Source organism: Anaerospora sp. (genome assembly GCF_032013335.1).
Taxonomy (GTDB): domain Bacteria; phylum Bacillota; class Negativicutes; order Sporomusales; family DSM-15969; genus Anaerospora.
This window is the reverse complement of record NZ_DALZUO010000014.1, coordinates 81,566-104,558: the sequence shown is the minus strand read 5'-3', so window position 1 is coordinate 104,558 and position 22,993 is coordinate 81,566. Positions and strand designations below refer to the sequence as shown.

23 protein-coding genes are annotated in these 22,993 nt (G+C 44.9%); 11 read left to right on the top strand and 12 right to left on the bottom strand.

The window, feature by feature from the left end:
* The first annotated feature begins 376 nt into the window (after window positions 1–376).
* Window positions 377–604 (top strand): hypothetical protein, encoded by a 228-nt coding sequence (locus RTR76_RS12840; RefSeq protein ID WP_312521257.1) that lies wholly within the window; start codon window positions 377–379, stop codon window positions 602–604.
* A gap of 152 nt (window positions 605–756) precedes the next feature.
* Window positions 757–2,433 carry an FAD-dependent oxidoreductase gene (locus RTR76_RS12835; RefSeq protein ID WP_312521256.1) on the top strand — a complete coding sequence of 559 codons (1,677 nt, stop codon included), beginning with the start codon at window positions 757–759 and terminating at the stop codon, window positions 2,431–2,433.
* A gap of 71 nt (window positions 2,434–2,504) precedes the next feature.
* Here the strand turns inward: RTR76_RS12835 and arsA are convergent, their stop codons facing one another.
* The 6 genes from arsA to RTR76_RS12805 form a co-directional block, all read right to left on the bottom strand.
* Window positions 2,505–4,241: an arsenical pump-driving ATPase gene (arsA, locus tag RTR76_RS12830; RefSeq protein WP_312521254.1), complete on the bottom strand. Its 1,737-nt coding sequence runs from the start codon at window positions 4,239–4,241 to the stop codon at window positions 2,505–2,507.
* Between the two features lie 37 nt (window positions 4,242–4,278).
* Window positions 4,279–4,671: an arsenite efflux transporter metallochaperone ArsD gene (arsD, locus tag RTR76_RS12825; RefSeq protein WP_312521252.1), complete on the bottom strand. Its 393-nt coding sequence runs from the start codon at window positions 4,669–4,671 to the stop codon at window positions 4,279–4,281.
* A gap of 80 nt (window positions 4,672–4,751) precedes the next feature.
* Entirely contained in the window at window positions 4,752–5,984 is a 1,233-nt protein-coding gene (gene arsM / locus RTR76_RS12820; RefSeq protein WP_312521250.1) for an arsenite methyltransferase, read from the bottom strand.
* 32 nt (window positions 5,985–6,016) lie between these two features.
* Entirely contained in the window at window positions 6,017–6,460 is a 444-nt protein-coding gene (locus tag RTR76_RS12815; protein ID WP_312521248.1) for a MarR family winged helix-turn-helix transcriptional regulator, read from the bottom strand.
* A 577-nt stretch (window positions 6,461–7,037) separates the two neighbouring features.
* Entirely contained in the window at window positions 7,038–7,205 is a 168-nt protein-coding gene (locus RTR76_RS12810) for a hypothetical protein (RefSeq protein WP_312521246.1), read from the bottom strand.
* 164 nt (window positions 7,206–7,369) lie between these two features.
* On the bottom strand, window positions 7,370–8,383 hold the full coding sequence (locus tag RTR76_RS12805) for a DUF3231 family protein (protein ID WP_312521245.1): 1,014 nt from the start codon (window positions 8,381–8,383) through the stop codon (window positions 7,370–7,372).
* Between the two features lie 193 nt (window positions 8,384–8,576).
* Between RTR76_RS12805 and RTR76_RS12800 the strand changes: the two genes are divergently transcribed.
* Both RTR76_RS12800 and RTR76_RS12795 read left to right on the top strand, forming a co-directional pair.
* The gene (locus RTR76_RS12800) at window positions 8,577–8,852 is read left to right on the top strand and encodes a hypothetical protein (protein ID WP_312521243.1); all 276 of its coding nucleotides are present in this window, start codon (window positions 8,577–8,579) and stop codon (window positions 8,850–8,852) included.
* A 510-nt stretch (window positions 8,853–9,362) separates the two neighbouring features.
* Entirely contained in the window at window positions 9,363–9,686 is a 324-nt protein-coding gene (locus RTR76_RS12795) for a hypothetical protein (RefSeq protein WP_312521241.1), read from the top strand.
* Between the two features lie 56 nt (window positions 9,687–9,742).
* On the opposite strand, the gene RTR76_RS12790 is transcribed toward RTR76_RS12795, so the two are convergent.
* Window positions 9,743–10,270 (bottom strand): hypothetical protein, encoded by a 528-nt coding sequence (locus RTR76_RS12790; RefSeq protein WP_312521239.1) that lies wholly within the window; start codon window positions 10,268–10,270, stop codon window positions 9,743–9,745.
* Between the two features lie 156 nt (window positions 10,271–10,426).
* Between RTR76_RS12790 and RTR76_RS12785 the strand changes: the two genes are divergently transcribed.
* The gene (locus RTR76_RS12785) at window positions 10,427–12,124 is read left to right on the top strand and encodes an amidohydrolase (protein ID WP_312521237.1); all 1,698 of its coding nucleotides are present in this window, start codon (window positions 10,427–10,429) and stop codon (window positions 12,122–12,124) included.
* A 63-nt stretch (window positions 12,125–12,187) separates the two neighbouring features.
* Here the strand turns inward: RTR76_RS12785 and RTR76_RS12780 are convergent, their stop codons facing one another.
* Both RTR76_RS12780 and RTR76_RS12775 read right to left on the bottom strand, forming a co-directional pair.
* Window positions 12,188–12,865 carry an MgtC/SapB family protein gene (locus tag RTR76_RS12780; protein ID WP_312521235.1) on the bottom strand — a complete coding sequence of 226 codons (678 nt, stop codon included), beginning with the start codon at window positions 12,863–12,865 and terminating at the stop codon, window positions 12,188–12,190.
* Entirely contained in the window at window positions 12,855–13,535 is a 681-nt protein-coding gene (locus RTR76_RS12775) for a PhoU domain-containing protein (protein ID WP_312521233.1), read from the bottom strand. Before RTR76_RS12775 ends, RTR76_RS12780 begins: the two co-directional genes overlap by 11 nt.
* A gap of 207 nt (window positions 13,536–13,742) precedes the next feature.
* On the opposite strand from RTR76_RS12775, the gene RTR76_RS12770 reads away from it, so the two are divergent.
* From RTR76_RS12770 to RTR76_RS12760, 3 genes are read left to right on the top strand one after another with little or no spacing between them, the layout of a single operon-like run.
* Window positions 13,743–14,780 (top strand): ABC transporter substrate-binding protein, encoded by a 1,038-nt coding sequence (locus tag RTR76_RS12770; RefSeq protein ID WP_312521231.1) that lies wholly within the window; start codon window positions 13,743–13,745, stop codon window positions 14,778–14,780.
* 43 nt (window positions 14,781–14,823) lie between these two features.
* Window positions 14,824–16,536, top strand: coding sequence for an iron ABC transporter permease (locus tag RTR76_RS12765; protein ID WP_312521229.1), 1,713 nt, complete (start codon window positions 14,824–14,826; stop codon window positions 16,534–16,536).
* 29 nt (window positions 16,537–16,565) lie between these two features.
* Complete coding sequence (locus tag RTR76_RS12760; protein ID WP_312521227.1) at window positions 16,566–17,612, top strand: ABC transporter ATP-binding protein; 1,047 nt, start codon at window positions 16,566–16,568, stop codon at window positions 17,610–17,612.
* A 53-nt stretch (window positions 17,613–17,665) separates the two neighbouring features.
* Here the strand turns inward: RTR76_RS12760 and RTR76_RS12755 are convergent, their stop codons facing one another.
* Window positions 17,666–17,797: a hypothetical protein gene (locus RTR76_RS12755; protein WP_312521225.1), complete on the bottom strand. Its 132-nt coding sequence runs from the start codon at window positions 17,795–17,797 to the stop codon at window positions 17,666–17,668.
* A gap of 184 nt (window positions 17,798–17,981) precedes the next feature.
* Window positions 17,982–18,287 (bottom strand): STAS domain-containing protein, encoded by a 306-nt coding sequence (locus tag RTR76_RS12750; protein WP_312521223.1) that lies wholly within the window; start codon window positions 18,285–18,287, stop codon window positions 17,982–17,984.
* Between the two features lie 179 nt (window positions 18,288–18,466).
* Between RTR76_RS12750 and RTR76_RS12745 the strand changes: the two genes are divergently transcribed.
* The 3 genes from RTR76_RS12745 (at window position 18,467) to gluQRS (ending at window position 22,634) form a co-directional block, all read left to right on the top strand.
* Entirely contained in the window at window positions 18,467–18,667 is a 201-nt protein-coding gene (locus tag RTR76_RS12745; RefSeq protein ID WP_312521222.1) for a hypothetical protein, read from the top strand.
* An 89-nt stretch (window positions 18,668–18,756) separates the two neighbouring features.
* Entirely contained in the window at window positions 18,757–21,681 is a 2,925-nt protein-coding gene (locus RTR76_RS12740) for an insulinase family protein (protein ID WP_312521221.1), read from the top strand.
* The gene (gene gluQRS / locus RTR76_RS12735) at window positions 21,678–22,634 is read left to right on the top strand and encodes a tRNA glutamyl-Q(34) synthetase GluQRS (protein WP_312521219.1); all 957 of its coding nucleotides are present in this window, start codon (window positions 21,678–21,680) and stop codon (window positions 22,632–22,634) included. Before RTR76_RS12740 ends, gluQRS begins: the two co-directional genes overlap by 4 nt.
* Window positions 22,635–22,644: 10 nt before the next feature.
* On the opposite strand, the gene RTR76_RS12730 is transcribed toward gluQRS, so the two are convergent.
* The gene (locus tag RTR76_RS12730; protein ID WP_312521218.1) at window positions 22,645–22,983 is read right to left on the bottom strand and encodes a L,D-transpeptidase; all 339 of its coding nucleotides are present in this window, start codon (window positions 22,981–22,983) and stop codon (window positions 22,645–22,647) included.
* Window positions 22,984–22,993: the final 10 nt, after the last annotated feature.

Here is a 22,993-nt window from a genome sequence, read left to right as displayed (position 1 = left end):
TGACTCTTAATCAGTAGGTTGTAGGTTCGATTCCTACGTGGGTCACCAATGAATTAGCGCCTCCACAGGTATTGTGGGGGCGCTTTTTATGTAACCTATTGTCCATAGTTGTGTCCAATAGGTTAAATTTTGGATATTTGAGCATAGTTTAATCGCATTGCACAACATCAAACAACATAAAACATTTTTACTTTTTAAAACGCTTTTCTAGCTCTTTTAATGCTTCGCGTTTTCCCAGTGGTATAGAGTGGATATAGGTGCTGTATGTAACGTGAACAGCAGAGTGGCCTAATCGTTTGGAAACGTAGCTCAACTTGTATACGAGAAGAGCAATTAGCAGAACCGCCGACCAAGGGTTCCAGCCGTAGAAAAGAGGATGACAAGCGTAAAACGGTTAAATGTTGATGTTTGGCTAGGTCCGAGGGCGACTGCAATTAAGAGTTTGCAAGCTGCGATTGGGGCCAACACACTGGCAGTTCCATCTATTGGAGATATTCGAGGGCGTGACTTGGTTGTCATTTGGATTGGTAGTAAGGAAGCAGTACGTTGCAAACGTGCTGCTTCTTTGTCAGTCCGGATAAAGCAGGAAAAAATGGATACTTGATAGTTATTGTGATACTCCGACCCATTGCCCTGTGTTAAATTTGTATTGCTCAATACAACCGTTGTATCATACAATATAAAATATAGACGCCCAGTTATTGCCTGGACCTTTTAAGAGCGGGACTACTATTATTTTTATAGGGAGTGCAACACATGAAAATTGTCATTATTGGTGGGGTGGCTGCAGGAACTTCGGCGGCCGCCAAAGCAAGACGAAATGACGAAGCAGCGCAAATTACTATTTTTGATGCCGATCAGGATGTTTCTTACTCAGGCTGTGGCTTGCCTTATTATATCGGTACGGATATTGAGGAACGGGAACAGTTGGTTCCACGCAATGCGCAGTTTTTCAAGCAAAAATACAATGTGGATGTGTTGACTGGCCACCAGGTACTGGCGATTGATTCTCGGGCCAAAACGCTGATGGTGGAGAACTTGGCGACCGGGCAGCAGTTTAGCGATAGCTATGACAAGCTGATTATCGCCAGTGGGGCGCAGGCCGTGCGTCCGCCGATTGCAGGCAGCGACAAAGGTAACGTGTTTCATTTGCGCAATGTGGTAAGCTCCGACCGCATCCGTCAGCAGGTATTGGCAGCCAAGCCAGAGACGGCGGTGGTGGTCGGGTCTGGATTTATCGGTATGGAAATGGCAGAGAATTTGACGGCCCGCGGTATCCGGGTGAGCGTGGTGGAAGTAGCGGAGCATGTCATGCCAGCGCTAGATGCAGATATGGCCGTATATGTGGCCGACTATTTACAGCAGCAAGGTGTTGAACTTATCGTTCAGGATGCCGTAACACGTCTGGAGGGAATACCTTTAGTCAACAAGGTAGTGCTGAAAAGCGGCCGAGAATTAGCTGCTGATTTGGTTATTCTGGCGGCAGGTGTCCAACCGAATGTGGAGTTGGCCCGTCGGGCGGGTGTTGAGCTAGGGCCTACCGGTGCTATACAGGTCAATGAGCGGATGGAGACAAATATCGAGGACATATATGCCTGCGGCGACTGTGCGGAAAGTTACTCGCTCATTACCGGCAAACCTTTTTATCGTCCGCTAGGCTCAACGGCCAATAAGATGGGCCGTATTGCCGGTGATCAGGCATCCGGTGGAAATTTAACCTTCCGAGGCGGTCTGGGCACAGGTATTTTTAAAGTGTTTGACCTAGCAGTAGGCCAGACTGGATTGACGGAGAAAGAGGCTAAGCGAGAAGGTTATGAGGCCGTAGTTTGCCATATTATCAAGCCGGACAAGCCGGAATATTTTCATGGGCAGGAAATGGTCATGAAAGCGGTGGCTGACCGGGTGAGCGGCAGGGTGCTAGGGGCGCAGGTCATCGGAAAGGCTGGCGTAGACAAGCGGCTGGACGTACTGGTAACTGCTATTACCTTCGGGGCGAAGGCAGAGGATTTGTTCCATCTGGATTTGGCCTATGCGCCGCCTTTTGCCACAACTAAAGATCCGGTTATGTATGCTGGTATGGTGCTAACAAATGCGTTGGAGCGGCAACGGGGCCTAATTACGGCAGCCGAGCTTAAAACAAAACTGGAGCAAGGGGAAGCGGTGCAAGTGATCGATGCCCGCGTAGCCAAGCAGTATCAGGCTGGTCATGTAGCCGGAGCGCACAATTTGCCGCAGGAACGCATCCGTGAAGAATTGGCAACGCTTAATCCGGCCGCTCTGACGGTCACCTATTGCAATAAAGGGGTGACTGGCAACGCCACGCAGAATATTTTACTGAATCACGGTTTCCAACAGGTTTTGAATTTGTCAGGTGGCTACAGCCAGTATTCCAGACAGTTCAAAATAAAAGAGGATGAAGATGATCGCGCCTAAATGCAATACAGCGAACGCCGGGAGGTTATCCCGGCGTTCGCTGTGTTTATTTAATCGGTGATTTTAGCTATTTATAAGGTCAACAGCAATTCATCCTTAATATCGGCAGCGCTCCAGGCAATGACGGCAAAGTGACCGTTAGCATGCTGGTTGACCTTGTTAATCCATTCAATTTCATGACTGGCCTTGGCTGCCAGCAGGCGGTTAGTCGTTCCGGTGCGGTAGAGAGAGGCATTAATGACCCACCACTTGGTGGCAATGCCTGCACGCTTTAAATCTTCCTCCAGGCGCAGTGCTTCATATACTGGCGTGGCTTCGGCCAGGGTAATAATGATGACTTCAGTTTCAGCGGCATTGCGCAGCCGGGGCAGCAGTTTTTTTACCTCTTCGGGGATGTCTCCATGGGTACGCTCAATTTCCTTGTGGTAGCTTTGGGTGGCATCTAAAAGCAGCAAGGTGTGGCCAGTTGGTGCGGTATCAATGACGACGATTTCGTCTTCTGCCTTTTCTACAATCTGGGCAAAGGCCCGAAAGACCGCAATTTCTTGGGTGCAGGGGGAGCGTAAATCTTCCTCTACATAGGCAACGTCTTCGGCAGACATGGTCTCACGAGCTTTTGCCAGGATTTCCTCCTGGTATTTTTTTAGTTCGGTTTGCTCATCAATACGGCTTGTAGTAATATTCGTGCTTTTGCTGATTACAAACTGTAGGTGGGCAGCCGGATCAGTCGTGGTAAGGTGGACATTTTTTCCCTTGGCAGCAAGGCCCAAGGCAATAGCTGCGGCCATGGTGGTTTTACCGACACCGCCTTTGCCCATGGTGAAGATTACTTTTTTATTGGATCGGTAAAGGTCTTCAATCACGTCGCTGAGTTTCGGAATGGATTGGGACTGAATGACTTCGTCGCGCAGTGTAGCATGGTCTTGGGTCAGGAAGGCTCGGACGTTGTCGATACCGGTAATATTATAAGCCCTGAGTGGTATATGATAGGTGGTAAGGGCAACTAACGCCGGGGGCATGGTGGCTAACGCCTGTTGTTGTTTGCGGTACAAGCTTTCCGAAATACTATCGTCATAGGCAGCTAATACACCGTTAATCACCATGGCCTGATTAGTAACACCAAGCTCGGCCAGTTCCTGGGAGGCCCGTGCCGCTTCTTTAAGTGGGGAGACTTCGGGTCTGGATACCAGGATGAGGGTAGTCTGGAGGCTGTCGGCCAGTGTTTCTACCGCTTGCTTATACATGGCCTTTTTGCTTTCCAGGCCGGACAGCTGACCTAAGCAGGATGCGCCGTGTGTGTTCTCGCTGATGAAGTTGCTCCAGGCGGAGGGCAGTTGCAGCATGCGCAAGGTATGACCGGTCGGTGCGGTATCAAAGAGAATGTGATCGTATTGCTGTGCTAATGCTGCATCCGTAATAAAGCGGGAGAACTCGTTGAAAGCAGCTATTTCTACTGTGCAGGAACCCGAAAGCTGTTCTGCCATATGGGCGAGCACAGCCGCGGGGAGTTTGCCCTGATAAGGGGCAAGGACGCTTTCGCGATATTCGGCTGCCGCCTGGATAGGGTCTAAGTTGGCGACCACCAGGCCGGGAACTGCCTCGATGGAAACGCCTTGTCCGGTTAGCTCAGTACTAAATACGTCTTGCAGATTGGAAGCGGGGTCGGTGCTAATGAGTAGTACTTGTTTACCGCTGTCTGCTAAAGTTACGGCGGTGGCGCAGGCTGTTGATGTCTTTCCCACGCCGCCTTTGCCGGTGTAAAACAGATATTTGGTCAATGGGATGGCTTGGGGATTAAACAGTTTCATAGGTCTTTACCTCCGATTGTTTACAAGGTATGCTTCATTAGCAGCATTTGCCGTCGCTGCAACCGCAGCAGCCTTCGTCTTCCGGTTTGTCACAGGTTGTAGCAGGGGCCTCTCCGAGGACATCGGCTGAGATCTGAAGAATGTCGATAAAATCCTTATTGGTCGGATAGCGGCCGGTGATGACAATTTCACCTTCAACGACGGTAGCAGGAAGTTGTTCCACACCGTGTGTATTAATAAACTGATTGATAGCTTGATTATTGACAAATTCCATTGGAGCATCAGTCAGGTTAAAGCGGTCAACTTTAATGCCGTTTTTCTTTAAGGAATTGAGTACGGCAGAGATTCTGAGCAATTCAGGGTCTACACCGACGCCACATAAGCCGGTAGGGCAGCACATGGCCGGTTCAAATATTTGCATTTTTTTCATATACTCATCGCTCCCATTTCATTGATTATTGATAAGACAGAGATGTCAGAAGGAAAAAGTAACTGGTTACTTATAGTGGGTTACAGTATTTTTTGTAAGCAGGCGCAACTATCTGGGCAGGCCGTGGATAGGGCTGAGGCTGTTAGCAGGCTATTCGGGATTTCGCCGCGGCTGATAGGGGTAAAACCCCAGCGGACAACAAATTGGTCGGCCGTGTTGGTTAAGAGATAGGCCGTGGTAGCTCCGACCTGGCGGGCCTGGTCAACAGCATGATTAAATAATGCACTACCCAGGCCCTGTTTACGTTGACTGCCGGACACGGCCAACGAACGCAGGAGGGCGTCCTTTCCGGCCAGTTCTAGGCCGATGACGCCAACGACACCTCCCATGTCGACTACAAAGAAGGTAGGTAAGTGATCAGCCACACCTTCGGTTGGGAGGCCACTGGCAGCTAGCAGGCATTCGATGGCGGTAAGATCAGCCGGTTTAGCCGGGCGTAAGATAAAGTCAGTACCAGGAGTTAACGGAGTAACTGGTTTTTTTGCCCGGATAAAGGCGCTAATTAGTGAGCCGTTGAGCGCCTGCCGGTCCTCTGGTTGCAGATCAGGTAAGAATTGCGCGCCTCGCTCGTCGGTAAAATCATAGATGCGGGTGGTGACTATTTCTAGATCGTTAAAACCAGCAGTTTCGAGTTTGTGGCGGTAATCCGTTTCGCTTAACGCTCCGGCGACGCAACCTGACCAGGCGGATAGACTTTGTTGGACGCTGGGTGGCAACGGCCGCGTCAATACGATGTCGGATACGGCTAGGCGGCCACCGGGCTTTAAGACCCGGTATGCTTCGGCAAGTACTTGGTCTTTGTCGCCGGAAAGATTGATAACGCAGTTGGAGACAATGACGTCAATGGAATGATCGGGCAGAGGAATGGCTTCAATATGGCCTTTAATAAATTCGGCGTTGCTTATACCAGTACGATTTTGGTTAGCTCTGGCTACTGCCAGCATTTCATCGGTCATATCCAGGCCGTAGGCTTTACCGTAGGAACCAACCCGCTTGGCGGAGAGTAGCACATCCAAGCCTGCGCCGCTTCCTAGGTCGAGTACGGTTTCACCGGCATGAAGGGTTGCCAGAATAGTGGGATTGCCGCAACCGAAAGAAGAAGCTACTAGGTCTGCTGGCAGTCCATCCAGTTCAGCAGTCTGATAGAGGTTACCGGTTACCGGATTGCAGGAGCGATCAGCACTGCAACAGCTTTGGGTTTCGGTGATAGCGGCCGCATATTTTTTCCTTACCTCTTCGCGAATCTGTTCCATTGTTTTGCCTCCTTAATACGTATCGTTTCCGGTTAGCACCAGCGCCCGGCGGGGATGGCTGTCAGCAACAGTTCCAGACTTTCCAGTATCTGACTACGTTTGTCAGCCGGTAGGGCGTTGTAAAATGTTTCGTAGAACTGCGTCATGCTGGCTTCGACTTGTGTGAAGAGCTTTTGACCTTCGTCAGTTAAGGTGATGGTGACGGCCCGCCGGTTGTCTGGGTCCGTTGTTCTGCTGACTAAATTGCTATTGACCAGAATATCGATATTGCGGCTCATGGTACTCTTATCAACGCCCAGACGTTCGGAGAGGGTATTGAGCGATGCCGCACCTGCCCAGCCAATTTCCGTCAGGAGGTGGCATTGAGTTAGGGTGATGCCGCAGCAACTAGCTTCGCCTTTGGTCATAAGCTCCATTTTGCGGGCTAGAAGCCTCATGTCATGGCGTAATGTTTTAATTTGTGAGTTGTCGTTCATAATGAGTTCACCTCCTTAGTTGTATTGTATGCTACAAAGGTTGTATTATGCAACATTTAATTTTACCAAGAGGAAGGAAATGAAACTACGCTACGCTGCCATCCAAGCTGTGGGCCGCAATTGAAATTCAAGGGGAAGTGAGGACTGCTAGCTAAGGAGCGGCCAGGGGACGCGGCCACGGTAGGCCTCTTCACTAACCGGGAGGCAATAGGAAGGCGGGGCACCAGCGGCGGGAAAACAAAAAAGCCGCCTTCGTTTGAAAGGCGGCAGTAGATGCGGTTATTTCTTAGTAACGTAGCTTTGGGCTAGCCGTTTTCCAGTTAGACAGCTTGTGATAGGGGTATAAATTTGTCCAGTGAAGAGGAAAGCTTACGTCTTCCGACTGTCTACTATACAAAGCAGTTCCCGATGAGGGGAAAAGCTGGCCTAACTGCTGGGAACGTCCTGCCGCCGTTGCAAATTGAAGAAAAAAACCAGAGGCTGCATAGCTGCAGGCACTCTGGCAACAGTAATGAGAGGTGGGCTATGATATTGTATGCACAATATTGACTACATGTTACGTTAATTGTTGAAATCCTTATAGATCTTGTTCCATAGAGGATGACTTTACTTCTGCAAGCTGGATATCATCATCTTCGCTAAGCGAGACGGAGCTTGCAGCGTTTATATATGCGTCATCCGGTTTGGTTCCTGTAACAAAACTTCCGGTGGCTTTTTTATTGACGAAAACTCGATAAGTGGGCATGAGTGAACCTCCTTGTGATGCTTAATCTGCGATGGTAAAAAAATAACCGGCTATTAAGCCAGTTAAGTGGGTGGATGGAGGAGGAAATGTACAACTTCAGTTTTACCAGACAGCGGAAGCAATATGCATTAACAGTAGTGGAAAATAGTGGCAGGAAATATGGTTTATTTTTTTGCGGAAAGTGCTAATTCTACCCGGTTAATCGCCTGAGGAGGCTCTTCCAGCCATTTATTTGTAATCATTAAGTTGGCACCATCTTCTGCATAAAGACCTATTTCTGCCAAGAGACGGGCATAGTTAATTGTTAAGTCCATACGCTGACTAGTCGACATAGAAAGTCCGTAATTGCCGATACCTGCAGCTATCATGACGGTCACATGGAAAAGAATCAGCTTATCTGAAAAAGGAGCTGTAGTCGAAGGGGCGATCATTGTATTAAGCTGGCTCGGGGCAGGTAGATCGCTGCTCTTTAAGGAAGCGGAAAATAGCTGGACATGTTTGTTTGCAATCTCTTTCCCACGCAACAGATATTCTCTTATGGCCTGAGAGGTTACTACTTGGGCAAAAGCGGTCATTAACGCTTCTCCGATAATATTTGCTTGCAGATTTGAAAAAAGATTACCTATTTCAATAGCATTAAGCAGTCTTTTCTTACCGAAGATACTTCCTAAATAGCTTGAGTCACTGACAAATTCAATTTTGTCATCAGGCGGTATATAAGGAGCGCGGATATAAATTCCTTTCGATAACATACTAGACGTTACCTTATTATCTATTTCGATTGAAGCATGAAGGCAGTTTTGATAAAAGTTCCGGATATCTCCTCGGGCCGCTAATGACAAAGATAGTGAATATGCTGCTAAACCCAGGCGGGACATATGCTTTAGATAGTATAAATAAAAGGCATCCAAAAAAATTCTCGGTCCATTGAGATTAATATCATCCTGGGTAAAGCCTTTGGGAATTGGGAACTGCGAGCCTGCCAGGAGAGACGTAATTTGGGTGAGATTGTTTTCGGCAACCTGAAGGGCGAATTGAACAACTTCTTTAATATCCGTATCTTCAATATTTTGGAGCATATGCTTGAGAATACAAACCGCGAGGCTGTCATTTTGATATTGTGTCCATAAACTGCCAACTTCGGTGGAACATAAGGGAGTATGATTATGTATAGTCATTTTAGTCCTCCGCTTTATTCATTCTTATATATACTATTTGTATGATATGGCGAATTTTATTCAGGAAGCAATTTAGCTCCTATCAGTCTATTTTTATGAATCCGCTTAACTAAAGCAAAAATTAATAATTCAGCGCTAAAATAGAAGTGTCACTATGCAGTTACCAACAATGAAGGTGGTTAAGGAGGTTCTGATGACACTCACGTCCAAGCAGCTCGAACTAGCACTTACTGTGCCGGCCATTGTTGGCTTACTTCCGGCAAAGCGGCAAGAACTGATATTACAGGCAGGAAAGGACGCTGCAGCGTTGCTGGCAGCTGGATTAACAATAAGTGAGCAGAAGGCAGCCATAGCAGTTGCTGATTTGTTTTTGCAGTTTAGCCGGGAAGATCCAAACCATCTAAAGTGGAGCGAATTGATGGAAGCTGCTATTGAGCAGGATGCAGGCGAGCAGTACTTAAAATACTAGTAGACACAAAAAAGTGTGGGTTTGACATTCCGGTAGATCAACAAGTTACGAGAACCATTATGGCTACCTCGCTATCTATCAATATAGACGCCTTTGTTGATCGCAATCCCTTGGAAATCATATAGAAATGATCTTTTGTGACTGCCTGTCCATTTGGATGGCAGTTTTTTTTTGATCTTATCAGAAAAGATAACTTTCTAATTGGCGTGCATCAGAACAACGTAGGCTTTTACCTACGTCCGAAAGGACTTGGTGCAAGCCAAGTTTTTTCTAATATGCTAAGTTTTTCTAAAAAAATTCTAAAAGATGGGATATATAATAAATTTATCAGATGACAACAAACAAATGCGAGGCGGACGTAGTTGCAGCAATGATGGCTGCGCTCCCTCGTTAATATAAAATGGTTTTCGCAACAAGGGGGTAATCGCGCTAGGACACTTTGCTATATACATAGTTGACTAACTAGTCATTTCTGATATAAATCAAATTTAAAAAAGGGAGAGGTTATTTATGAAAAGTATTACAAAAAAAATCGTGATTTTTTCGATGATCGGTCTTATGCAAGTCGGTCTGGGAGCATCTGTAATCGAGGCATCTCCACGGCATAATGATAAACATCAGCGATATGAACAGTGGGATAGAGACCATGACCGGGATCGCGATCATCGCATAAAGGAAGAAAACAAGCGGCATGAACGCGAAATGGAACGGCGGGAAAATGAGCGAGAACAAGACTGGAAAGAGCGTCAGCAACGTGAGAAAGATCATCATGAGGAAGTTATGCGAACGCTCGGGGGAATCGCAATATTGGCGTTGATTTTAGGTAATAATTAACATACAAACTTTAAAGGCAGGCTAAAGCAGCCTGCCTTTAAAGTTTGTATGTTGCCTTATTTTTTATCCCGTTTAGCTGGATCATCGTTTTTCTTTACCGGTTTCATTGCTGGAACGGCAGTCATTTTAGTTGCAATGGGGAATGGGGCTGGAGCATAAAACTGTTTCAAAACATACGATGTAACGAAGCCGAACAGAAGTGCCGATATCAGATTAGAAACAACGGTTCCTGCGGGGGCAGGGACTAGACCTGGAACCCGAAATAGGGTAGTAATTCCATAAATGAAAAACCAAACAGCAGAGCTGAATACTAGACCCTTAAAATGCAAGCTTTTGCTTGTGAGCATAGGAATGAGATAGGCAAATACCACGCCAAGAAATCCGGAGAATCCTAACTGCAGGAAAAAGGCGATTACACTTTCGACCGGCGTAAAGGGAGGCGTATGTCCAAAGAACATTATTCCTGCCCAGTCTACCATACGTAAATCAGTGAACTGAATATAGCCGGATATAAATGACCAGATGTTCATGATAATTCCGCCGCTTACACCGGCAATAAAGCCGCGTTCAAACCGATCTTCCAAATCCAACACCACCTTTACTGCTAGTTAGTATGGTTGAACAGGTGATTTTTATACCCTAGGTAGACTGCTTGTGGCTGTTTATAAACTGTACTATAATGTATAGTTAAGATCGACTGGATGATTGCTGATAAGAAGAATTGTAGGCAGGTGAGGGTAGTGGCGGAAGCGGTCTTTGCAGATATCGTATTAACAAATGGAGTGGTCTATACTGCAGATGAGCAGGATACAATCCATGAGGCAATTGCCGTAAAAGGAGATATCGTACTCTTTGCCGGCAGTAAGATAGCAACACAGCAATATGTCGGCCCAAAAACCAAAATGGTTGATTTAGGCGGTAAAATGGTAATACCGGGACTGATCGATACGCATATTCATCCGCCGGGCTTATCTCTGTTGGAGCTATATGAAGTACAATTGGCAAATATAAGTACTTTAGAAGGATATATTGAAGCTATAAAAGCTTTTTATGCCCGTAATCCCAAAACCTCTACCATATATGGCAGGGGCTGGTCATGGGATGTGCTAAGCGGCAAGGAAGCAACGAAGGGACCACGCAAAGAATACCTTGATGCCATAACAACAGAAATTCCTATCATTATCAGGGCAAGTGATGGTCATACCCTCTGGGTTAATTCGAAAGCATTACAGAATAGCTCCATAACGCCAGGCATTGCAGTGCCGGTAGGCGGAGTGATTGAGTTAGACGATAGCAGCGGTGAAGTATGGGGAACATTAAAGGAAGGCGCCATGTGGCTTGTTCCCTTGCCCGCCTATAGTCTGGAGCAATACGTGGAGGCATTAACAGGCTTTCAGAAGAAAATGCATAGCTTTGGAATCACTAGTATTTTGTGTATGGCTAGTTTGCTTTTTAAAATACTATTCAATGCCTTTGAGGATATGGAGAAGCGTGGAGAATTGCAACTGCGTGTCCGGGGGGCAATGGCGGTTAATCAGTCAGATGACGTAGATGAGCAAATCACTACTATTCAGACTATCCGCAGCCAATATACTTCACCGCTTTTACAGGTGATTTCTACTAAATTTTTTACTGACGGTGTTATCGAAGGCGGTACAAGTCATTTACTCGAACCCTATACGGAGAAAGCTGGTAAAGGACTTCATTATCACGGAGAGTTCTTGTGGGACACAACAAAGCTGGAGCAGGCTTTTTACAAGGCGAATACGAAGGGATTACAGATTCATGTCCATTCAACGGGTGACGGTTCTACCCGGAAGGTATTAGATGCTCTGGAAGCGGTGCACTCTCAGCTTCCTCAGGGAGATTACCGCAATATTATCACTCATCTGCAGCTTGTAGATGAGAGGGATATACTGAGATTTAAAGAACTTGAGGTAATTGCCAGTGTTCAGCCTTATTGGCAATTTAAAGGACCTAAGTGGTGGCATAATGTGGATTATCAATTCTTAGGTGACCGTGCCAATAGGGAATTCCCGCTAAGAGCTTTTTTTGATCATGATATCATCGTAGCCTCTTCTTCTGATTATCCGGCTACACGTGTACCCAATCCCCTGCTGGCAATCGAGATTGGAGTAACCCGGAATATAGATAACGGCAGTTTTTATGGAGTGGAAGATATCACTCATATGGATGATGAACGGTATCTGTTAAACAAGCAAGAGCGGGCGACCGTACAGCAGATGATTAAAAGCTTTACCATTAATGGTGCCTATGCGCTGTTCATGGAAAAAGAGACAGGTTCGATAGAAGCCGGTAAATTTGCCGATTTGGTAGTGCTTGATCAGAATCTATTGGCAATTGATCCGATCCAAATTGATAAAACGAAAGTCGTCATGACTTTCTTCGGCGGCAAACTAGTTTATGAGCGGCCGTAGAAAGAAGAGATAAATACAAGGCATAAAGCGCCGGTTTGCGCTTTATGCCTTGTTTATTATACCTTATTCTCGTTTCTCCTGCTTAATTGAAAGGATGCCTTCGATTGCCGTCAGCTCAGCGATAACTTGCTCCATTTTGCATTTGTCAGGCAGCTTGATAGTAAGGGGAATGAGAATCTTTTTATCTTCACAATCTTCGATGTGAATTTGTATAATACTGACTCCGAGCGTACCCAGCAATGAACCGACATGGCCAATCTGTCCAGGCTTATCGTGCGACTTGATGATAAGATCATAAAGTGAGGGCGTAGTATCATTGTAGAGCTTATCAATTCGCGGAAGGACTTCCAAAGCAATAACGACAAGTACACTGGTCGTTATTGCGCCGGTAAGAGCGCCTACGCCGATTGCCAGCCCAACACTTGCTACTACCCAGAGGCTTGCAGCAGTTGTTAAGCCTCTGATCATTGGACCTTCCTTCATAATGGCGCCTGCACCGAGAAAGCCGATGCCACTGACAACTTGCGCTGCCAGGCGGGCAGGATCCGCATTTGTCTGACCTTGAACACTGACATATAGGTTAACAGATAAAATAGCAACAAGGCAGGAGCCTAAGCACACCAGTATATGCGTTCTAAGGCCTGCCGTTTTTCCCCGGTGCTGCCGCTCAAAGCCAATGATTCCTCCTAATACGACAGCAATGATCAACCGGTAGACTGTAGTTAAATCATCAATTATCATTCCATATCTCCTCGCTATAGGGGACAGATTTTAGTGAATGCCCCTGAACAATGTAATATACCAGCTCGCTGATATTGGTAGTTCGGTCAGCTACTCTTTCTATATAACGGATTGCAACGTGATAATCCATAATAACCTCTTGTACCCAGGGATGAAGGGAGCCAAGGCAAAGCATTTCGCGAAAGAGCAGTTTATTCATTTTATCGACAGAAGAATCTTTTTCAATCGTTGCTTTAGCAAGATCGACATCGATTTTTTCATAGCTTTGCAGCGATTGCTTTAACATATCCAGTGTTTGATCTCTCATCGCAGAGGTTGTAGTAATAATTGTCCTTAAGTTTTCTGTATTTTGCTGGGATAGCTTTTTTTGTACTAATTTTGCAATTTGATTGGCGTAGTCACTAATTCTTTCTAATTCCATAGCAATCTTTAAACTGCTTACAATAAAATTCACCTCATGGCGGGGGAATTCTCTCGAAGCGAGCGTATCAAGGCAATACTCATTAATTCCGTGATACATAGAATCAACCAGCCGTTCTAATTGACGAACTTCAGTTGCTGCCTGGATATCATTAGTTAGTAAAGCTTGAATTGATTTATCTACGGCCAGCAGTGTTTTACTGCCTAAGATCAAAACGGCTTTTTTTAGCCAGGGAAGTTTTTTATGCACATTAAACGCGCTCCTTTATTAAAGTCTTATCTTTATTTATGTACTATACAAAAAGATGTATTTTCTTATTTTATAGTTTTTTCGGAATATTGACAACATTGTGGAGGATTGATTAAAGCTTGCTAGAATAATATCGTAGGAATGAATGGGCCGGGAGGTGGAAGGAACTCCGTATTGCTATATTATACTTCTTTAGGAGGGTGTTTTGTGAAAAAAAAACGCATAGCATGGGGATTAATTACGGCACTATTTGTCATTACGTTGCTGGCAGCAGGCTGCGGCAGTACCAGCAAGCCTGCTGAGTCTCCCAAGGGGCAAGGGCCGACAGGCACAGTAATGATCTATACTTCCATTTATCCTGATATTATTGAATTAATGAAACCATCAATAAAAAAACAGTTCCCTGATCTTGAAGTTCAATGGTTTCAAGCAGGAACTGAAAAAGTAATGGCCAAGATTGCCGGAGAAATTGAAGCAAAAAAAGTACAAGCTGACTTAATTATGGTTGCAGATCCGTCTTATTACCTTACATTAAAAGAGCAGAAGCTCTTGCAGCAATATGATGCTCCTAACCGTAAAAATATTACAATTAATAAAGATGCAGAAGGATATTGGACAGGCGTACGTATTTCCAATATGATCATTGCTTATAATACGGCAAAAGTAAGTGAGGCTGATGCCCCTAAATCCTTTAAGGACTTGCTTGATCCGAAATGGAAGGGGAAAATTGCGATGCCCAGCCCGCTATTATCGGGAACCGCCTATGTGACTGCCGGCGTTCTTGCCGATAAATACGGCTGGAATTATTTCGAAGAACTTAAACAAAATGGGCTAAAAGTAGAAGAAGGAAATTCAGCTATTCAAAATAAATTAATTCGCGGTGAATACCTTGCAGTCGTTATTCTGGAGGAAAACATTCTGAAAATGGCTGCAAAAGGTGAGCCGGTGAAAGTGGTCTATCCTGTTGATGGGACAATTGTTATACCGAGTCCCATTGCTATGTTTACAACAAGTAAAAACCAAGAGGCAGCTAAGGCTGTTCTGGATTGGTTTTTATCTCCTGCCGGGCAGGAGGTTATGGTTAAGGGCTGGATGCACTCTGTAAGAGAAGATATTGCAGCTCCACAGGGAGCGCCGCCATTAAAATCCCTCATGAACACAGCCTTAAAACCTGACTGGGGAAAACTTGCAAAAGATAATGAAACAATTAAAGAGACATTTAGAAGCAAGGTTTTGGACAAATGAAAAAGAGGGGGAGGGGTGATCCCTCCCCCTTTAGGGGGTTATATTGATTAATCGAACTCAACTGCAAACAAAGTTTGTACCGCTTAGTTTGAAATCATTGGATACGAAATGGCTAGTCATCTTCTTGTCAATCAGCATACTGGTTATCTTTACGGTTGTCCCTATGCTGTATTTATTATATCGCAGCTGTGTTGTGGAAGGCGTGGTAGATTTCTCAACCTACCGGGCGATCTATAGCAGCAGTGTGAATTGGACAGCCTTTATTAACACATTTTATATCTCCCTTACTGTTACATTTTTAAGTGTACTTCTTTCTTTTCCCCTGGCATGGCTGGTGGGAAGGACGAATTTACCGGGAAAATATTTTTTTCGTACTACCTTTATTACCAGCTATATGATACCGCCGTATGTAGGGGCTATTGCCTGGACACAGCTTCTCAGCCCGAATACTGGCTATTTGAATGAATGGCTTGTCCATGTATTTGGTTTGACATCGGCTCCTTTTAATATTTATAGTATGGGCGGCTTAATTTGGTGTTTGACGATTTTTCATTCACCCTTTGCATTCATTACAATTTCAAGGGCATTAGAAAAAATGGATCCTAGTCTGGAGGAGGCATCGAGAATAGCCGGGGCATCCCCGCTGCGTACGTTGTGGAAGGTGACTTTGCCTTTAATGTTTCCCAGTATTTTAGCTGGAGGAGTTCTGGTCTTTATCGGCGTGGGATCAGCTTTTGGTATTCCTGCCATTATTGGTATGCCCGGCCAGATTGAGGTACTGACAACAAGAATTGTAACGTATGTTTACATGGGGACAGGTAAAGGAATTCGCGATGCTACAGCGCTGGCTGTTTCCCTGATGATATCAGCCAACTTTATCCTTTATGCATCAACTATGCTGCTGAGCCGTAAAGATTATGTCACAATTGGAGGCAAGAGTACCAGGCCGGTAGTCGTTGACCTGGGTAAATGGAAGTGGCCGTTAACTTTACTGACAAGTACTTATGGCTTGATTGCTATCGTTTTACCAATTGGGTCTATCGTTATAACATCCATGATAAAATCTTTATCCCGTCCGATAACGATTGACAATTTGACTGTTGCCAATTGGCTGGCAGCTATCCGGAATCAACAGTATATGGAGCCTCTGTGGAACAGTTTTCAGGCAGCATCCATCGCAGCTACCGGTGCTACTGGTATTGCGCTGTTTATCGCCTATTTGCTTATTAAGACCCGGGTGAACGGGCGAGCAGTGCCTGATGGATTAGCGACACTTGGTGGAGCTACTCCCAGTATTGTCATCGCACTTGCGCTGATCATTACGTTTTCTGGTGAATTCGGGCTTAACTTGTATGCAACAATGAGCATTCTCATTGTTGGCTATATGGTGAAATATTTGACAATGGCAGTGCGTACTATTGCGGCCTCGCTAAACCAAGTTCACTCTTCCTTAGAGGAGGCTGCACTTAATTCGGGGGCAAGCTGGCTTCAGTCGCTGCGCGATATTATGCTGCCGCTTATTGGCCCGTCTATTGTAGCGGGCTGGTTTTTAGTCTTTATGCCGTCCTTTTACGAACTGACTATGTCGATTATTCTTTATGGCTCTGGCACAAAAACCATTGGCGTGCTTCTTTATGAGCTGCAGACGTATGCGGACCCACAAGATGCATCAGTTTTGGCAGTTATCATCCTGGTAATTGTCTTAGTAAGTAATATGATACTGCGCAAAGTATCTAAAGGGGCAATTGGGATTTAAGTTGTTAGAAAGCATAAAGGAGTAGGATAATGGCAGAGGTAAAAATAGAGTCGGTTACGAAGCTGTTTGGTGATGTAAAAGCAGTGAACAACTTTTCTATTGTTATAAACGATGGTGAGTTTGTATCTATTCTTGGACCTTCCGGGTGTGGAAAAACAACAATGCTCAGAATGATTGCCGGTTTTGAACGGGCAGATTCCGGAGAAATTTATATTGGCACCGATCTTGTCAGCTCCTCCGGGAGAAAGCTGTTTATTCCACCTGAAAAAAGAAAAATCGGCATGGTTTTTCAGTCGTATGCTATTTGGCCTCATATGTCGGTATTTGATAATGTGGCATATCCGCTTAAAATAAAAAAATTGTCCAAACGTGATATTGTGGAAAAGACAAATCGAGTATTAGAGATGGTCTATTTGGGAGGATATTCTCAGCGCTTGCCAAGTCAGCTTTCAGGAGGCCAGCAGCAAAGGGTTGCATTAGCCAGAGCACTCGTAGCCGAGCCGGATTTACTGCTCCTTGATGAACCGCTTAGTAACCTTGATGCCAAGTTACGGGAGAGTATGCGGTTCGAATTAAAAGAATTGCAAAAGAAATTAAACGTAACAGTGATTTATGTGACACATGACCAAGCAGAGGCAATGGCAATGTCGGATCGGATTGTTGTCATGAACAGCGGTGTCATCCAGCAAATTGGTCAACCTACAGAGATTTATGATAACCCGGTGAACCGGACAATAGCCGAATTTATTGGATTGGTGAATAGTATTGAAGCCTGTGTAAGCCAGGGAGAGGTTGACATTCCTGATCTTAATCTCCGGTTAGCGATGAGCCATAATTTTATTGGCAAAGCGGTAGCTCAGATTCGTCCCGAGCACGTAACGCTGACACCAGAGCTCAATACAGCTATTCAGGGGACCATTATTCACAAATTTTACTTAGGTGATGCTGTTGACTGGCGAATTCAAGTGAATCATATTGTTGTCCGTGTTATAGCCAGAAGTTCAACTTTTAATGAGTATGCAATTGGAGATAAAGTAGGCTTACAGATTAAAAATATCATGTTATTTCCTGCATAAAAATAGAAGCTCTATGCCTTGTTCAATCAGGCATAGAGCTTATTTATTTCAGCTTAAATTAAACCAAATAACCGGAACATATTTTCATCTGCAAAAGGATCTACACCGCCAAGGCCTTCGTTAATTCCTCCTACATGAGAAAGTTCACGTGGTGGAATATCCTGTTGAGAATTAACTGACAGCAAATTTATCACTTCCCTTTTTGTATAATGAATACACGGAAGGCTAAAATAAAAATCAAATAAACAAAGTTACATGTTTTTTGATTTCTGATGCTTATAATGTATATATTAATAGTACTTAGGTTTATTGTCAATGGAAAATGCGTAAAAAATAAAGCACTCTATAGAGTGCTTCTTTTTTACCTGATTAAATAGCTTTGTTCGTAAGTAAGCGGTCTATTCCTGTAGACATCAGCATCTGCAGGACTGAGCCACTCGCCCCTGACATCGATATTGACTGGCTTTTACGCCGGGCTTCGTATACTGTGGCAGCGATAACACCTACGCCGGCGGCATCAATGAAGCGGGTTTGGGAAAAATCGAGACAAATATTCTTGTATGAAGTAGTAAGCGTATTAAATAAGTCTTCTCTAAGTGCGGTTGAATTTAAAGCCAAACATTCAGGCCCGATGAATATTGTCAGCTTTTCACCGTCGATCCTGGTATCAAGCATGCTGCCACCTCCAACTCTATTGTACTGTACCAGCTAATAAATTTCTACTTAAATACCTGTTAATTCGACAAAAAATAGGTAAAACTTAGCAGCTTTTTTTGGTATTCAAGAAGCCATTATGAATATACTGTATATTACCGATGTTATTTCATGAAACAAGAGGAGGATAGACAGTAATTATGGATCATCAGATTCAAGAATTATTAAGAAACTTAGTTAAGCTCGGATATAACTCTACGCAAGTACGTAATATTATTCAAGCCGCACTTGGTGATCGTGATATTGCTGACGTAAGCCATGCTGAGCGCCACAGGCTGGTCAATACGTTAGAGGAATATGTTCGGCTGGGCCAGGAGTTTGTTTTAAGTTACAGTAAATAAGGATAGAGCTGCCCTAGGGGCAATTAGCAGGATAGGTTGTCTGCATGACGAATAGATAATAGTAAAATATGGATAAAAGAGGTATTGGAATGAATTTGGAAGATAGAAAAAACATTCACGGTTTTCGTCTGCTAGATGAGCAAATGGTCACCGAAGTGAATTCTAAAACGAAATTATTCGAGCATGAGAAAAGTGGTGCTCGATTGCTGTTTTTGGAAAATGACGATGATAACAAGGTATTTTCCGTAACGTTCCGCACTCCGCCTACAGACAGTACGGGGGTTGCGCATATTGTGGAACATTCTGTGCTTTGTGGTTCAAGGAAGTTTCCGCTAAAAGAGCCTTTTGTGGAATTGGTAAAAGGCTCGTTAAATACATTTTTAAATGCTATGACGTTTCCTGATAAGACCATGTATCCTGTGGCAAGCCGCAATGAGAAAGACTTCCGGAATCTAATGGATGTGTATCTGGATGCTGTTTTTTTCCCAAACATGTTAAAAGATCCCGAAATACTGATGCAGGAAGGCTGGCATTACGAACTGGATGATAAGGACAGCGAGCTGACCTACAAAGGCGTGGTCTATAATGAGATGAAGGGTGTTTTTTCATCTCCCGATGCCATACTGGATCACAAAATCCTTGAAATACTTTTCCCCGATAATACGTACGGTTTTGAGTCAGGAGGAGACCCGGAAGTAATTCCTGAGTTGACTTATGAACAGTTTTGTGAATTTCACAGTAAATATTATCATCCCTCTAACAGTTATATCTTTTTATATGGCAACATGGATATCGCAGATACCCTGAAATTCTTAGATGGAGAATACCTAAGCAAATTTGCAAAACAGCCAATACAATCGGCCATAACTCCTCAGCAAGCCTTTACAAAGCCGGTAGATAAAGTTTTTCCTTATGCAGTGTCGACAAGTGAGCCGACAGAAGATAAGAGTATGCTCAGCTTAAATTTTGTCGTTAGCAGTGCCAATAATGCTCAATCGTATTTAGCATTTCAAATGCTGGCGCATCTTCTCCTCGATACTCCTGCGGCACCGTTGAAAAAAGCCTTGATAGATGCGGGTATTGGCAAAGAGGTCTTTGGCTATTTTACAGAAAGCCTGCTGCAGCCTACTTTCAGCATCATCGTATCAGGGGCAAATCAAGCAAACAAAGAAGAATTTATTGCGATTATCAATCAAACATTTCAAACACTGGTGACAGAAGGGATTCCTGCAAAATTAGCGGAAGCCTCTGTTAACAGTTTTGAGTTTAAGCTGCGGGAAGCTAATTACGGCGGACGGCCTAAAGGGCTGGCTTATAACATCAAATGCATGGATAGCTGGCTGTATGAGGCAGATCCGCTGCTCCACCTGGCATATGAGCCGACGTTGGCAAAGATAAAAGCAGGCTTGCAGGAAGGTTATTTTGAATCTTTACTGAAAAAATATTTTCTGGAGAATCCGCATCAAGCGGTTGTGACCTTGGTGCCACAGCCTGGCTTGGCTGAGGAGAAATCAGAAGAGGTAAAAGCAGCCTTAGCAAAGCATAAAAGCAGCCTAAGTGAACAACAGTTACAAGCAATCATTGAACAGACTAAAAAATTAAAGCAGCGGCAGGAGACTCCAGATTCAGAAGAAGCATTGGCAGTTATACCGCTTGTGAAGCTTTCCGATTTGGAATCACAAGCGGAAGTGCTGCCGCTTGTGGAACGGGCAGTAGAAAACATTCCTCTCCTGTTTCATCCCATTTTCACAAATCAAATAGCCTATGTAAATTTGCTTTTTGATACAAGACAAGTGCCGCAGGCCGATATACCTTATATTCATTTACTTGCGGAAATGCTGGGAAAAATCAATACAAATGAGCATGAGTACGGCGAATTGGCAAATGAAATTAATCTGCATACGGGCGGGATATATTACGATATTCTAGCCTATGCAGATAAAGCCAGTGATGAGCATTTTTATCCTAAGTTCCGTATTCGTTCGAAGGCGCTTGTTACTAAATTGCCGCAAGCATTGCAGCTTTTAGGTGAAGTGGCTGGTAACTCCTCGTTTAGTGATAAGAAAAGATTGCGCGAAGTCATCCAGCAGACGAAGGCCAACTGGGAAACTAGCTTATTCCGGCGCGGGCAGCAAATCGCAGCCAGCCGTGTCTTGTCCTATTTATCTCCGGTAGCTAAGTATAATGAATCTGGTCTATTATCCTTTTACCAGTTCTTAATTGGGCTGGAAAAAAACGTAGCAGACCGTTTAGATGAAATCAGTGCGAAACTGGAGCAGGTTGCCCGACTGATATTTAATAAGGAAAACCTATTGATTAGCTTAACTTGTGAAGAAGAGGGCTTCGGACAGTTCGAGAATCAGCTGCAACTGCTTACTAGTCAACTAGGCAATCTGCCTTTTAAACCATCTAGCTATCAATTTGAGCTGGAAAAATTAAATGAAGGGCTGATGACTTCCGGTAAAGTTCAATACGTAACAAAGGGCGCTAACTTTAGACGTGAAGGCTTTACGTATCATGGAAGTCTTAAAGTGCTAGAGACCATTCTTAGATATGACTACCTTTGGAACCGGATTCGTGTTCAGGGGGGAGCCTATGGGGGCTTTGCTCAGTTTGAGCGAACTGGCAACATGGTGTTCGGTTCTTACCGTGATCCCAATTTGAAAGAATCTTTGCAGGTCTATGACGAAACGGCCCGTTTCCTGCGCACTTTTAATGTGAGCGAAAGGGAAATGACAAAATACATTATCGGGACAATGAGTCAGCTTGACTCACCCTTGACACCGCAGATGAAGGGCGAACGGGCAACCATGCACTATATTCGCAATATTACACAGAGCGATATTCAGCAAGAGCGAGACGAGATTATCTCAACCAAAAGAGAGACAGTTCGCAATCTTGCAGACATGATCGAGAGTGCGATGAAGCAAAACTATATTTGCGTAATGGGTAGTGAACAGAAGATTAAAGCTAACAAAGAACTGTTTGGAAAACTAGTGGCGATGTTTGAATGAGTTTGAAGCAGATTCGAGGACGTTTTGCGCCGAGCCCGACTGGTGAAATGCATCTGGGGAATGCCTGGACAGCTTTACTTGCCTGGCTGCACACTCGCAGTCAGGGGGGCCAGATGATTCTTAGGATTGAAGATCTTGATCCTGACCGGTCCCGTGAAGAATATGTGAAGCAGCTGTTGGAGGACATGGCCTGGTTAGGCCTGGACTGGGATGAAGGGCCGGATATCGGGGGGGCTTATGGTCCATACTATCAAAGTGAGCGACGTAATTTCTATGAAGCTGCTCTTGAAAAGCTGGAAGCGGCAAAGCTAATATATCCCTGCTATTGCACGCGAGCTGAGCTGCACGCCGTTGCGGCCGCACCTCACCTTGGCGAAACCGAATATGTTTATCCAGGAACCTGCCGGACGCTGACTGGTAAAGATCGGGAAGAACGGCAGAAACAGTCACGGCGGAGTTCGGTCCGCCTGACTGTTTCTAATGAAATAATTTGTTTTAGTGATGCATTGCAGGGAGAATGCAGACAGGCTGTAGAGTTCAGCTGTGGTGATTTTGTTATTCGCCGGTCTGATGGCGTTTTTGCCTATCAACTAGCAGTAGTGGTCGATGATGGTTCTATGGCAATTACAGAGGTACTTCGTGGAGCGGATCTACTCATGTCTACACCCCGGCAACTGCTCTTATATCGCCTGTTGGAGCTTCAGCCGCCTGTTTTTATTCATGTCCCATTGCTTATTGGCACGGACGGCAGCCGCTTATCTAAACGGCATGGGAGTTTATCGCTTGCTAATATGCGCAAGCGGGGGATTAAGCCGGAAACGATTATCGGATATCTGGCGTGGAAGGCAGGGCAGATTGCTGCCTGGGAGCCGCTAACTGCCCGCGATATGATCGGTCACTTTTCAATTAACTCTATTCCCGTTGCACCGGTTGTTGTCGAGGACATGCTGTAATCATCGTCTGTTAAGTCGGCGTAATTGTTACTGGAGTGCCAATGGGAACCACTCTTGCTATAGTAACAGCATCGCTATTATGCAGACGAATACAGCCCTTAGAAACCATGCCGCCGATGGAAGACGGATTGTCCGTTCCGTGGAGTCCATACCCGGGCTTATTGAGCCCCATCCACATTGCGCCATAAGGGCCGCCGGGATGTGGCCTAATGTTAATAATGCAGAAATTTCCTGTAGGGGTAGGGGTGCTTTTTGTCCCGATGCCAACAGGGCAGGTCATGACTAGCTGACCCTGTTGATACAGCAGTAAACGTCTGCTGGCTAAAGAAACGGTTATTGCGTATGCCAAGTTTATCACC

What these genes read in the sequence shown, in the direction of transcription:
- RTR76_RS12740 (WP_312521221.1), top strand. Translation starts at nt 18,757, where the DNA reads ATGAATTTGGAAGATAGAAAAAACATTCACGGTTTTCGTCTGCTAGAT.
- RTR76_RS12815 (WP_312521248.1), bottom strand. Translation starts at nt 6,460, where the DNA reads ATGAACGACAACTCACAAATTAAAACATTACGCCATGACATGAGGCTT.
- arsM (WP_312521250.1), bottom strand. Translation starts at nt 5,984, where the DNA reads ATGGAACAGATTCGCGAAGAGGTAAGGAAAAAATATGCGGCCGCTATC.
- RTR76_RS12745 (WP_312521222.1), top strand. Translation starts at nt 18,467, where the DNA reads ATGGATCATCAGATTCAAGAATTATTAAGAAACTTAGTTAAGCTCGGA.
- RTR76_RS12805 (WP_312521245.1), bottom strand. Translation starts at nt 8,383, where the DNA reads ATGACTATACATAATCATACTCCCTTATGTTCCACCGAAGTTGGCAGT.
- gluQRS (WP_312521219.1), top strand. Translation starts at nt 21,678, where the DNA reads ATGAGTTTGAAGCAGATTCGAGGACGTTTTGCGCCGAGCCCGACTGGT.
- RTR76_RS12750 (WP_312521223.1), bottom strand. Translation starts at nt 18,287, where the DNA reads ATGCTTGATACCAGGATCGACGGTGAAAAGCTGACAATATTCATCGGG.
- RTR76_RS12780 (WP_312521235.1), bottom strand. Translation starts at nt 12,865, where the DNA reads ATGATAATTGATGATTTAACTACAGTCTACCGGTTGATCATTGCTGTC.
- RTR76_RS12760 (WP_312521227.1), top strand. Translation starts at nt 16,566, where the DNA reads ATGGCAGAGGTAAAAATAGAGTCGGTTACGAAGCTGTTTGGTGATGTA.
- RTR76_RS12835 (WP_312521256.1), top strand. Translation starts at nt 757, where the DNA reads ATGAAAATTGTCATTATTGGTGGGGTGGCTGCAGGAACTTCGGCGGCC.
- RTR76_RS12840 (WP_312521257.1), top strand. Translation starts at nt 377, where the DNA reads ATGACAAGCGTAAAACGGTTAAATGTTGATGTTTGGCTAGGTCCGAGG.
- arsA (WP_312521254.1), bottom strand. Translation starts at nt 4,241, where the DNA reads ATGAAACTGTTTAATCCCCAAGCCATCCCATTGACCAAATATCTGTTT.
- RTR76_RS12800 (WP_312521243.1), top strand. Translation starts at nt 8,577, where the DNA reads ATGACACTCACGTCCAAGCAGCTCGAACTAGCACTTACTGTGCCGGCC.
- arsD (WP_312521252.1), bottom strand. Translation starts at nt 4,671, where the DNA reads ATGAAAAAAATGCAAATATTTGAACCGGCCATGTGCTGCCCTACCGGC.
- RTR76_RS12810 (WP_312521246.1), bottom strand. Translation starts at nt 7,205, where the DNA reads ATGCCCACTTATCGAGTTTTCGTCAATAAAAAAGCCACCGGAAGTTTT.
- RTR76_RS12795 (WP_312521241.1), top strand. Translation starts at nt 9,363, where the DNA reads ATGAAAAGTATTACAAAAAAAATCGTGATTTTTTCGATGATCGGTCTT.